This is a genomic window from Streptomyces sp. NPDC050423 (assembly GCF_040655445.1).
Lineage (GTDB): Bacteria > Actinomycetota > Actinomycetes > Streptomycetales > Streptomycetaceae > Streptomyces.
The window spans coordinates 23909-34844 of record NZ_JBFAJY010000057.1 but is presented as its reverse complement, the minus strand read 5'-3'; the positions used below and the strand labels follow the sequence as shown (position 1 = coordinate 34844).

Annotated in this window: 9 protein-coding genes; 5 read left to right on the top strand and 4 right to left on the bottom strand. The window is 70.1% G+C overall.

Annotated elements, in window-relative coordinates; all coding sequences use genetic code 11:
- Positions 1-132 precede the first annotated feature (132 nt).
- Positions 133-1149 (bottom strand): terpene cyclase, encoded by a 1017-nt coding sequence (locus AB0I52_RS30335; RefSeq protein WP_363078036.1) that lies wholly within the window; start codon positions 1147-1149, stop codon positions 133-135.
- 309 nt (positions 1150-1458) lie between these two features.
- Here AB0I52_RS30335 and AB0I52_RS30330 point away from each other — a divergent pair, with 309 nt between their 5' ends.
- The 5 genes from AB0I52_RS30330 (at position 1459) to AB0I52_RS30310 (ending at position 7951) form a co-directional block, all read left to right on the top strand.
- Positions 1459-2925, top strand: a complete 1467-nt coding sequence (locus tag AB0I52_RS30330) for a GuaB1 family IMP dehydrogenase-related protein (RefSeq protein ID WP_363078035.1) — start codon at positions 1459-1461, stop codon at positions 2923-2925.
- Between the two features lie 222 nt (positions 2926-3147).
- Positions 3148-4605 (top strand): aldehyde dehydrogenase family protein, encoded by a 1458-nt coding sequence (locus AB0I52_RS30325; RefSeq protein ID WP_363078033.1) that lies wholly within the window; start codon positions 3148-3150, stop codon positions 4603-4605.
- A gap of 138 nt (positions 4606-4743) precedes the next feature.
- Positions 4744-5199, top strand: a complete 456-nt coding sequence (locus tag AB0I52_RS30320) for an Lrp/AsnC family transcriptional regulator (protein WP_363078040.1) — start codon at positions 4744-4746, stop codon at positions 5197-5199.
- Positions 5200-5398: 199 nt separating this feature from the next.
- Entirely contained in the window at positions 5399-6196 is a 798-nt protein-coding gene (locus AB0I52_RS30315; RefSeq protein WP_363078031.1) for a carbon-nitrogen hydrolase family protein, read from the top strand.
- A 54-nt stretch (positions 6197-6250) separates the two neighbouring features.
- Positions 6251-7951 (top strand): NAD(P)/FAD-dependent oxidoreductase, encoded by a 1701-nt coding sequence (locus tag AB0I52_RS30310; protein WP_363078029.1) that lies wholly within the window; start codon positions 6251-6253, stop codon positions 7949-7951.
- 6 nt (positions 7952-7957) lie between these two features.
- Here the strand turns inward: AB0I52_RS30310 and AB0I52_RS30305 are convergent, their stop codons facing one another.
- Genes AB0I52_RS30305 through AB0I52_RS30295 form a run of 3 tightly spaced genes read right to left on the bottom strand, consistent with a single transcriptional unit; the run spans position 7958 to position 10928 of the window.
- On the bottom strand, positions 7958-8806 hold the full coding sequence (locus AB0I52_RS30305) for a fumarylacetoacetate hydrolase family protein (protein ID WP_363078027.1): 849 nt from the start codon (positions 8804-8806) through the stop codon (positions 7958-7960).
- 57 nt (positions 8807-8863) lie between these two features.
- Entirely contained in the window at positions 8864-9889 is a 1026-nt protein-coding gene (locus AB0I52_RS30300; protein ID WP_363078026.1) for a hydroxyacid dehydrogenase, read from the bottom strand.
- Positions 9873-10928: a dihydrodipicolinate synthase family protein gene (locus AB0I52_RS30295; protein ID WP_363078024.1), complete on the bottom strand. Its 1056-nt coding sequence runs from the start codon at positions 10926-10928 to the stop codon at positions 9873-9875. The genes AB0I52_RS30300 and AB0I52_RS30295 overlap by 17 nt, the downstream gene beginning before the upstream one ends.
- Positions 10929-10936: the final 8 nt, after the last annotated feature.

The following is a 10936-nucleotide window of genomic DNA, read 5'->3' as shown; positions in this document are numbered from 1 at the left end:
GGCGGCTGTACGGAGAGGCCGACCAGGTGCTGGACGGGCACAGCGCCGGACTGCTCCTGGTCGCCGCGCACACGGGCGGCTTCCCGCGGACACCGCCCGCACCCCCCGCGTCCTTGACGCCGCAGGCCCGGGTCAGTCCTGCCGGACGCCCAGGACCGTCGCCTCCAGATACTGCTCCGGCTCCTTGTACTGGCTGACGTCAGCCGGGTTGTACCGGGGCGTCTGCCGGGACCAGTCGAGATTGCCGCGCATCCAGCTCCGCATCCCGTCCAGATACGGCTTCAGCATCCAGCCGAGCTGCGGATAGGCGGTGAGCAGCTCGGCCTCCGCGGTGAGGAAGCGCTCGGTCTCGGCGGCGATCTCCGCGCAGACGTGTTCGAGCGACTGCTGCTTGCCGTACCCGCGGTGGTGCCGGACCAGATGAACGAGATTGTGGATCTCGCCGAGGACCTGCTCCTTCTCGTAGGAGTACACGTCATTGGCCCAGCACACGACGTTGCACGAGGCCTCCAGCGCGGTGATGAACCGGGGATCGTTGTGGATCGACTCGGGCGCCTCGATGCCGGCCACGATCTCTATCAGGTCCATGCAGACATGTATCGCACCGGTGTGCCGGCGCTTCTCGATGTACGTCGCCTCGGGCGGAACCACGCCGTCGGCCCGGTTCCCGGCCTCCCAGGTGGTGGCGGTCGTGAGGTACGTCATCAGGTGATAGGTGAAGCGCCGCCGCCACTGCGGTGCGGCGGCCGGCACCGTGCGTTCCCACAGATCGACGAGGGCGACGACGGCGGCCGGCAGCTCCTCGTCCGCCGGCGTGCCCGCGCCTTCGGCCACGGACCGCATCAGGGCGACCACGCTCCGCACCCGGTCCGGGCTGCGGCCGAGGTGGCCGTCGTCCAGCTGGTCGTCGACGAGAAACAGCCAGACGAACCAGTCGGCGACAAGGTCCAGATTCTCACTGTCGGCGGTCGGGTACACCATGCCCACGAAGGCCCCGAAGTCCGCGTGCTCGAAGCGCTCCCTGGCTGAATCCCGGTGCACCAGACCGGTGTTGCGGGTCCAGGAGTCGAGGTGTTTGCGTACGTGCCCGACGTGCGGGTTCGTGTGCTGGGGGAACGGGCAGTAAATGTCCGGCAGTTCGCTCTCCACGGGCGGGTCGTGATCCTCTCCGGTCGTGTGTATGACGGAAGTTGTGACCATTCCGCCTGTTCCGCCGGGGCATCAGGCTGACCCGCGGGACCTGCGGGTTTGAAGCTACCTGACCCCTTGTCACCAGGTCCAGGGATGATGATCTCCCGAATGACCGGGATGCCGTGCGGGTAGAGTCTGTGGGTAAGGCAGGTTCCACTTGCCCGGGACTCCCGACCTTGTTCCTCGGAGGAACATACGAGTGCGGGAGTCATTTGTTGTGTCATCGTGGAAACGACCTGCGCCATTTCGTATGAAAATATGAGTGTTATGCGTTTTCTTGAGCCCGGCACCGGTCGATACACAGAGTCCCCCGTGGTCCCGTACGACCTCACGTACGACGATGTCTTCATGGTCCCGGGCCGGTCGGCGGTCGGATCCCGCCAAGGGGTCGACCTGTCCTCGCCCGACGGCACCGGCACCACCATCCCGCTCGTTGTCGCGAATATGACGGCTATCGCGGGCCGCCGGATGGCCGAAACGATCGCCCGTCGCGGCGGTCTCGTCGTGATCCCGCAGGACATCCCGATCGAGGTCGTCACCGAGGTCATCACCTGGGTCAAGACGCGCCACCTCGTGCTCGACACGCCCATCGTGCTGGCCCCCGGCCAGACGGTCGCCGACGCGCTGTCCCTGCTGCACAAGCGCGCCCACGGCGCCGGCGTCGTCGTCGACAGCGAGCGGCGGCCCGTCGGTGTGGTCACCGACCACGACCTGACCGGCGTCGACCGCTTCACCCAGCTCTCCGAGGTCATGTCCAAGGACCTGGTGCTGCTCGACGCGGACATCGACCCGCGCGACGCGTTCAACAAGCTCGACGGTGCCAACCGCAAGCTCGCCCCGGCGGTCGACGCGGAGGGCAGGCTCGTCGGCATACTCACCCGGAAGGCGGCACTGCGCGCGACGCTCTACACCCCCGCCACCGACGCGGGCGGCAAGCTGCGGATCGCCGCCGCCGTCGGGATCAACGGTGACGTGGCCGGCAAGGCCGAGCAGCTCCTCGACGCCGGCGCCGACACCCTGGTCGTCGACACCGCGCACGGTCACCAGGAGTCCATGATCAGCGCGGTCCGCGCGATCCGGGCGCTGGACCCCCAGGTGCCGATCGTCGCGGGGAACATCGTCGCCGCCGAGGGCGTGCGCGACCTCATCGACGCCGGCGCCGACATCATCAAGGTCGGGGTCGGACCCGGCGCCATGTGCACCACCCGGATGATGACCGGTGTGGGCCGGCCGCAGTTCTCCGCGGTCCTGGAGTGTGCCGCCGAGGCGAAGAAGTACGGCAAGCACGTCTGGGCGGACGGCGGCGTCCGCCACCCGCGCGATGTCGCCATGGCGCTCGCCGCGGGCGCGTCCAACGTGATGATCGGCTCCTGGTTCGCCGGGACGTACGAGTCGCCCGGCGACCTCCAGCAGTCCGCCGACGGCCGCTTCTACAAGGAGTCCTTCGGCATGGCGTCCGCGCGCGCCGTGAAGAACCGCACCTCCGACGAGTCGGCGTACGACCGGGCCCGCAAGGCGCTCTTCGAGGAGGGCATCTCCACCTCGCGGATGTTCCTGGACCCGTCGCGTCCGGGCGTCGAGGACCTGGTCGACTCGATCATCGCGGGCGTCCGCTCCTCCTGCACCTACGCCGGCGCGGCCTCCCTCGAGGAGTTCGCCGAGAAGGCGGTCGTCGGTGTGCAGAGCGCCGCCGGATACGCCGAGGGCAAGCCGCTGCACGCCAGCTGGAACTGATCCCGCACCGCCGCACCATCCGTGCCCCTTCCGGCCGCTCGTGCCCGGAAGGGGCACGGGCGTTTTTCAGGGAGCTGACGGGCGTTTCCCGGGGGCTTGCGCGGGCCGTTTCAGTAGTCCGGATCCGGGTACCTGTGAACGCTTTCATGCTTTCCAACTCGCTTGAAGATTAAGTAATATGAATCCCAATCAGCTGCCCGCCTCTCTGCGACAAGGGATCTCATGTCCTTCTTCACTGACCTGGCCCATCAGTACATCGACGGCGAGTGGAGGCCGGGCAAGGGGTCCTGGGACATCATCGACTTCAACCCCTTCGACGGGGAGAAGCTCGCCTCGATCACGGTCGCCACGGCCGACGAGGTGGACCAGGCCTACCGGGCGGCCGAGAGGGCTCAGCAGGCGTGGGGCGACACCAACGCGTACGCCCGGCGCGCCGTGCTGGAGAAGGCGCTGCGGATCGTCGAGGACCGCGAGGCCGAGATCGGTGACGCGATCGTCGCGGAGCTCGGCGGCACGCGTCTGAAGGCTGCCTTCGAGCTGCATCTGGCCAAGGAGTTCCTGCGCGAGTCGATTCACCTCGCGCTGCGGTCGACCGGGCAGATCCTGCCCTCCCCGACCGAGGGCAAGGAGAACCGGGTGTACCGCGTGCCCGTCGGCGTGGTGGGTGTCATCAGCCCGTTCAACTTCCCCTTCCTGCTGTCGCTGAAGTCGGTCGCCCCCGCGCTGGCGCTCGGCAACGCCGTGGTGCTCAAGCCGCACCAGAACACGCCGATCTGCGGCGGCACCCTGGTGGCGAAGGTGTTCGAGGACGCCGGGCTGCCGGCCGGCCTCCTGAACGTGGTGGTCACCGACATCGCCGAGATCGGCGACGCGCTGCTGGAGCACCCCATTCCGCAGGTCATCTCCTTCACCGGCTCGGACAAGGTCGGGCGGCACGTCGCGACCGTGTGCGCGACGAACCTCAAGCGTTCCGTGCTCGAACTCGGCGGCAACAGCGCGCTCATCGTGCTCGATGACGCCGATGTGGACTACGCGGTCGACGCGGCGGTCTTCAGCCGTTACGTGCACCAGGGGCAGGTCTGCATGGCCGCCAACCGGATCCTGGTCGACCGTTCGGTGGAGCAGGAGTTCACCGAGAAGTTCGTGGCCAAGGTCGCCTCGCTGCGCGTCGGTGACCCGGCCGACCCGGCGACCCAGATCGGTCCGCTGATCAACTCCACCCAGGCCGAGGCGATCACCGCACTCGTCGACCAGACCGTGGAGGCCGGCGCGACCGCGCTGCTGCACGGGCGGGCCGACGGCAATCTCGTCAGCCCCTCCGTGCTGACCGGCCTGGCGGCCGACTCGCCGGTACTGTCCCAGGAGATCTTCGGCCCGGTCGCACTCCTCGTGCCGTTCGACGGTGAGGACGAGGCTGTCCGGATCGCCAACGACACCCCCTACGGGCTGAGCGGCGCGGTGCACACCGGCAACGTCGAGCGCGGTGTCCGGGTCGGGCAGCGGATCCGGACCGGCATGATCCACATCAACGACGGCACCGTCCACGACGAGCCGATCGTTCCCTTCGGCGGCGAGAAGAGCTCCGGTCTCGGGCGGCTGAACGGCGACTCGATGCTCGACGCCTTCACCACCCAGAAGTGGATCTCCGTGCAGCACGGGCGCTCGCGGTTCCCGTTCTGACCCCGCTCCACCTGCGGTGAGCGCGCCCTGCCGGGCGGGCCCATGGTCTACTTCGGGGGCGGCACCGCCGCCCCCGAACCGGCCGTCGCCATGGCCGTCACCCGGCCATCGCCATCGCAGAGAAGTGATCCGTACGACGTGCGACTGAACGACCTCGACGAACGCATCGTCCACGCCCTCGCCGAAGATGCCCGTCGCTCCTACGCCGACATCGGCTCGATCATCGGGCTGTCCGCGCCCGCGGTGAAGCGCCGGGTGGACCGGCTGCGCGCCGAGGGCGCGATCACGGGATTCACCGTACGGGTGGATCCGGCGGCGCTCGGCTGGGAGACCGAGGGGTTCATCGAGATCTACTGCAGCCGCAACACCTCGCCGGAGTCGATCAAACACGGTCTCGCCCGGTATCCGGAGGTCGCGTCGGCTTCCACGGTGACCGGGGACGCCGACGCGATCGTTCAGGTGTTCGCAGCGGACATGCGCCACTTCGAGCAGGTGCTGGAGCGGATCGCGGGCGAGCCGTACGTGGAGCGGACGAAGTCCGTGCTGGTGCTCTCGCCGCTGTTGCGGCGGTACTCGTCGGGGTCGCCGGCGTAGCCGGGTCCTGGGGCGGCGGGTTTGTCCTCAAATGCCGGGCGGGCTGGGTTTTGCCACGTCGCGCAACGAATCGTCGCGTACGGCCGGTCGGACGCAATGGATCGACGGTCCATGCGCAACGGTCGCGCCTTGTCCAGGGGTGATCGCGGACCGTACCGTCAATATGTCCCCGCCCCGCCCGCACCGCCCGAGGTCTGCCATGCCGCCGTTGCGCACCGCCCTGCTCCAGAGCTCCGGACATCCGGGCTCGGTGGCCCGGAACATCGAGGTCCTCGAAGACGCCGCACGGGACGCCGCCGCCGGCGGGGCCCGGCTGCTCGTCTGTCCCGAGATGTTCCTGACCGGGTACGCGATCGGGGACGACGTGCCCCGGCTGGCCGAGGCCGCCGACGGGCCCGCCGCGCGAGCCGTCGCCGGGATCGCCGTACGGCACGGGATCGCCGTTCACTACGGCTACCCGGAGCGGGACGGCGACACCCTGTACAACGCCGCCCAGCTCATCGGGCCCGACGGCACCGCGCTCGCGAACTACCGCAAGACCCATCTCTTCGGCGGCTTCGAGGAGCAGTGGTTCACCCCCGGCGAGCAGCCGGTCGTCCAGGCCGAGCTGGACGGCGTCCGCGTCGGGCTCCTGATCTGCTACGACGTCGAGTTCCCGGAGAACGTGCGGGCGCACGCCCTCGCCGGCGCCGATCTGCTGCTGGTGCCCACGGCGTTGATGCACCCCTTCCCGTTCGTCGCCGAGTCCGTCGTCCCGGTCCGTGCGTTCGAGAGCCAGTTGTACGTCGCCTACGCCAACCGGACCGGCCCGGAAGGCGAGTTCGAGTTCGTCGGGCTGAGCTGCCTGGCCGGTCCCGACGGCACGGTCCGCACCCGTGCCGGACGCGGCGACGAACTCGTCCTCGGGGACGTCGACCCGGCCCTGCTGGCCGCGTCCCGGGCCGCCAACCCGTATCTGCGCGACCGCCGCCCCGGTCTGTACGGCTCCCTCGGCTGAGAGGCTGCCCCGCCGCTCCGCTCACTCACCTTTCCCGCAAGGAGTCCGTACCCCATGACGTCCACGGTGCCCACCGCCGTCCAGCACACCGAGGCAGCCCCGCCGATCACCATGTTCGGGCCGGACTTCCCCTACGCGTACGACGACTTCCTCGCGCATCCCGCTGGGCTCGGACAGATACCGGCGACCGAGCACGGCAGCGAGGTCGCGGTCATCGGCGGCGGGCTCTCCGGGATCATCACCGCCTACGAGCTGATGAAGATGGGGCTCAGGCCCGTCCTGTACGAGGCCGACCGGATCGGCGGACGGCTGCGCACCGTCGAGTTCGACGGCTGCACGGTGGACGGGCAGCCGCTCACCGCGGAGATGGGCGCGATGCGCTTCCCGCCGTCCTCGACCGCGCTCCAGCACTACATCGACCTGGTCGCACTGGAGACGAAGCCGTTCCCCAACCCGCTCTCCCCGGCCACCCCTTCGACCGTCGTCGACCTGAAGGGCGAGTCGCACTACGCCCGGACGATCGACGACCTCCCGCAGATCTACCGGGACGTGATGGACGCCTGGAACAGCTGCCTGGAGGAGGGCGCCGACTTCTCCGACATGAACCGGGCGATGCGCGAGCGCGATGTGCCGCGGATCCGGGAGATCTGGGCCCGGCTCGTCGAGAAGCTCGACAACCAGACCTTCTACGGCTTCCTCTGCGACTCGGAGGCCTTCAAGTCCTTCCGCCACCGCGAGGTCTTCGGGCAGGTGGGCTTCGGAACGGGAGGCTGGGACACCGACTTCCCCAACTCCATCCTGGAGATCCTGCGCGTCGTCTACACCGAGGCGGACGACCACCACCGCTCCATCGTGGGCGGCAGCCAGCAGCTTCCGCTGCGCCTCTGGGAACGCGAACCGCAGAAGATCATCCACTGGCCGCTCGGCACCTCGCTGGCCTCGCTGCACGACGGGGAGCCGCGTCCCGCGGTGACCCGGCTGAACCGCACCGCCGGGAACCGGATCACCGTCACCGACGCCTCCGGGGACATCCGTACCTTCCGGGCGGCCGTCTTCACCGGGCAGTCCTGGCTGCTGCTCTCCAAGATCGCCTGCGATGACGCGCTCTTCCCGATCGACCACTGGACGGCGATGGAGCGCACCCACTACATGGAGTCGTCCAAGCTGTTCGTCCCCGTCGACCGGCCGTTCTGGCTGGACAAGGACGCGATGACCGGCCGCGACACCATGTCGATGACGCTCACCGACCGGATGACGCGCGGCACGTACCTCCTGGACGACGGCCCGGACAAGCCGGCCAGCATCTGCCTCTCGTACACCTGGTGCGACGACAGCCTGAAGTGGCTGCCGCTCTCGGCGACCGAGCGCATGGACGTGATGCTGAAGTCGCTCGGTGAGATCTATCCGGGCGTCGACATCAGGAAGCACATCATCGGCAGTCCGGTGACGGTCTCCTGGGAGAACGAGCCCTGTTTCATGGGTGCTTTCAAGGCCAATCTGCCCGGCCACTACCGCTACCAGCGGCGGCTGTTCACCCATTTCATGCAGGACCGGCTGCCCGCCGACAAGCGGGGCCTGTTCCTGGCGGGCGACGACATCTCCTGGACGGCCGGCTGGGCCGAGGGGGCCGTCCAGACCGCGCTGAACGCCGTCTGGGGCGTGATGACCCAGTTCGGCGGTGCGACCGATGCGGCCAACCCCGGCCCCGGCGACGTGTTCGACGAGATCGCCCCGGTCGAACTCCCGGAGGACTGAGGGCGGTTACGCGGGCCGGCAGACGCTGCGCTGCCGGCCCAGGCCGGAGATCTCGACCTCCATCACGTCGTCCGGGCCCAGGTAGGGGAAGCGGCCGGACAGGGCCACGCCCTGCGGCGTACCGGTGTTGATGACGTCGCCGGGCTCCAGCACCAGGTACTGCGACAGATGGTGCACCAGATGCGCCACGCTGAAGATCATGTCCGCGGTGGAGGAGTCCTGCCGGGGCTCCCCGTTGACATGGCTGGTCAGCCGCAGCCGCTGCGGGTCACCGACCTCGTCGGCCGTCACCAGGACCGGGCCCAGCGGGTTGAACGTGGCGCAGCTCTTGCCCTTGGACCACTGGCCGCCCGAGTCCTCCAGCTGGAAGGCGCGCTCGGAGACGTCGTTGCTCACCGCGTAGCCCGCGATGTGGGCGGCGGCGTCGGCGGGGGAGTCCAGGTAGGAGGCGCGGCGGCCGATGACGACGGCCAACTCCACCTCCCAGTCGGTCTTCTTCGAGCCGCGCGGGATGAGGACGTCGTCGTACGGGCCGACGACCGTGTTCGGGGACTTGTAGAAGAGGATCGGCTGCTCGGGCGGCTCGGCACCGGACTCCGCCGCGTGGGCGGCGTAGTTCTGGCCGATGCACAGGAGTGCGGAGGGCCGGGCCACCGGGGCACCGATCCGCTCCCCGGTGATGTCGGTCTCCGAGAGCTTCGGCTCGGCGGGGATCAGGTGCGGATTCTCGGCCAGCGCGGCGAGGAACGCGCCGTCGATGTCGTCGGTGATGCCCGACAGGTCGTAGTGGCGGCCCTCGGGGCAGACGACGACCGGGCGCTCATGGCCCGGCTCGCCTATGCGCATCAGTCGCATGACGGGTGGATCTCCTGACGGGTACGGGTACGGGGGGCGCTACGGGTACGGGGAAGGTCAGCGCAGCCTGACGAGGGCCTCGGCGGTGACGGCGTGGACCGGGGGGCGTCCGGCGAGCAGCCGCAGCACCTCGTTGACGGCGCTGGTGCCGAGCCGCTGCCGGCACTCGACGCTGCCGGCCGCCTGGTGCGGGGTGAGCAGTACGTTCGGCAGGGAGCGGAAGGGGTGGCCGGCGGGCAGCGGTTCCGCGTCGAAGACGTCGATGGCGGCGTCCAGCCGGCCGGTGGCCAGTTCCGCCAGGAGCGCGTCCTCGTCGACCAGCCACGACCTGGCGGTGTTCACCAGGCCCGCGCCGTCCGGCATCAGTGCCAGCTGCTCGGCGCCGATCATCCGGTGGGTCTCCTCGGTGACCGGCGCGTGCACGGCCACGATCCGGCTGCCGGAGAGCAGTGTCTCCAGCGGTACGGACTCCACGCCGAGCGCCTCGGCGTCGGCAGCGGACAGGAACGGGTCGGTGACGCGCACCCGTGCCCCCATCGCCCGCACCATCCGGATGTAGGCCCGCCCGGTGCGGGAGGCGCCGATCACCCCGATGTCGCTGCCGTGGATCTCGTGGCGCGGCGGTGCCTCGCTCGCCGCCGCCCAGTCCTGCCCGCCGCGCAGGGCGTGGTCGAAGCGCTGGATGCGGTGGAGCAGCGAGAGGGTGAAGGCGAGCGCCACCTCGGCGACCGGGCGGGCCATCTCGTCACCGGCCTGGGTGACCAGGACGCCCCGCCGGAACACGTCCTCGGTGACATAGGGGGCGACCGCCGATCCGGTGTGCGCCACCAGCTCCAACCGATCGGCGTGGCCGAGCAGTTCGGCGTCCACCTTGGGCGCCCGCCAGGAGGTGATCAGCGCACGCGCGCCGGGCAGCGCGGCCGCGACCGCCGCCCGGTCGCTGTGCTCGTCGATGACCGTCAGCCGCGCGGCCCGCTCCAGCTCCTGCCACACCTCGGCGGTGAAGAACTGGGCGCGCAGGTGCGGCGGTACGGCGACGACCACCCGGGAGGAGCGGTCGGCGGATTCAGGACAGCCAGGCATCGAGGTGCTCCGCAACGAAGGTGTCATCGGTCAGCCAAGGGTAGGCCGCGGCCACCCGGGTGATCTCCTCGGCCTGTCCGGGGGAGAGCGTCTCGGCCGGGTCGAGGCAGCGGATGTTCGCCAACAGGCCCTGGCGGCGCAGCACTTCGTGCACCCCGGCGATGCAGCCGCGGAACGCGCCCCGTACGTCGAAGACCGCGCTGTTGGCGTCGGTCAGCTCGGTGCGGCGGGCCAGGCAGCGGACCATCGCCTCGTGGTCCCCGGCGCGGGCCCGGCGGATGTCGTCGAGCAGGGTCGCCGCTGAGCTCGTCCACACCGCCCACTGGCCGAGCAGTCCGCCCGCGAACCAGCGTTGCGGTCCGTCCGCCGTTGTGTACGGGGTGAGCAGGTCGCCGATGATGTCGTCGTCGTTTCCGGTGTAGAGCGCCACCTCGCCGGCCCGGTCCGCGGCGGCCACGGCCCGTACGACATCGGCGGTGCGGTAGCGGTCGAACGGGGCGATCTTCACGGCGGCCGTGTTCGGCAGGTCGGTGAACGCGGACCAGAAGCCCGGCGACAAGTACCGTCCGCCGACGGCCTCCTGGAGGTAGAAGCCGATGACAGGAAGGACTTCCCCGACCGCCCGCGCCCGCTCCAGCAGCCCCTTCTCGTCGGCACCGGGCACGGCCGGGCTGAGCAGCACCGCGTCGTAGCCGAGCTCGGCGGCGGTGGTGGCCTCGGCGACGGCCTGCGCGGTGTAGCCGCAGGCACCGGCGACCTTGACGAACGGGCGGCCGGCCTCGGCGTCGATCGTCTCGGCGGCGAGCTCCAGGACCGGCCGGAACAGGCCGACCCCTGGCTCGCGGATCTCGAACTGCGTGGTGTGGACGGCGACGGCGGCGCCACCCGCGCCGGACGCCAGGTAGTAGCGGGTGAGGGCGCGCTGCCGGCGTTCGTCGAACGTGCCGTCCGCGTGCAGCGCGAGCGGGTGCGCGGGTATCGCCGCGCCCCGGGCGAGCAGTTCCAGAGCGGGGGTGGACGGGCGGGAGGGAGTGGACATGGAGTGGA

Excerpts from the sequence above, each read along its gene's own strand:
- AB0I52_RS30300 (WP_363078026.1), bottom strand. The coding sequence starts at position 9,889 with ATGCCTGGCTGTCCTGAATCCGCCGACCGCTCCTCCCGGGTGGTCGTC.
- AB0I52_RS30330 (WP_363078035.1), top strand. The coding sequence starts at position 1,459 with ATGCGTTTTCTTGAGCCCGGCACCGGTCGATACACAGAGTCCCCCGTG.
- AB0I52_RS30325 (WP_363078033.1), top strand. The coding sequence starts at position 3,148 with ATGTCCTTCTTCACTGACCTGGCCCATCAGTACATCGACGGCGAGTGG.
- AB0I52_RS30305 (WP_363078027.1), bottom strand. The coding sequence starts at position 8,806 with ATGCGACTGATGCGCATAGGCGAGCCGGGCCATGAGCGCCCGGTCGTC.
- AB0I52_RS30315 (WP_363078031.1), top strand. The coding sequence starts at position 5,399 with ATGCCGCCGTTGCGCACCGCCCTGCTCCAGAGCTCCGGACATCCGGGC.
- AB0I52_RS30295 (WP_363078024.1), bottom strand. The coding sequence starts at position 10,928 with ATGTCCACTCCCTCCCGCCCGTCCACCCCCGCTCTGGAACTGCTCGCC.
- AB0I52_RS30310 (WP_363078029.1), top strand. The coding sequence starts at position 6,251 with ATGACGTCCACGGTGCCCACCGCCGTCCAGCACACCGAGGCAGCCCCG.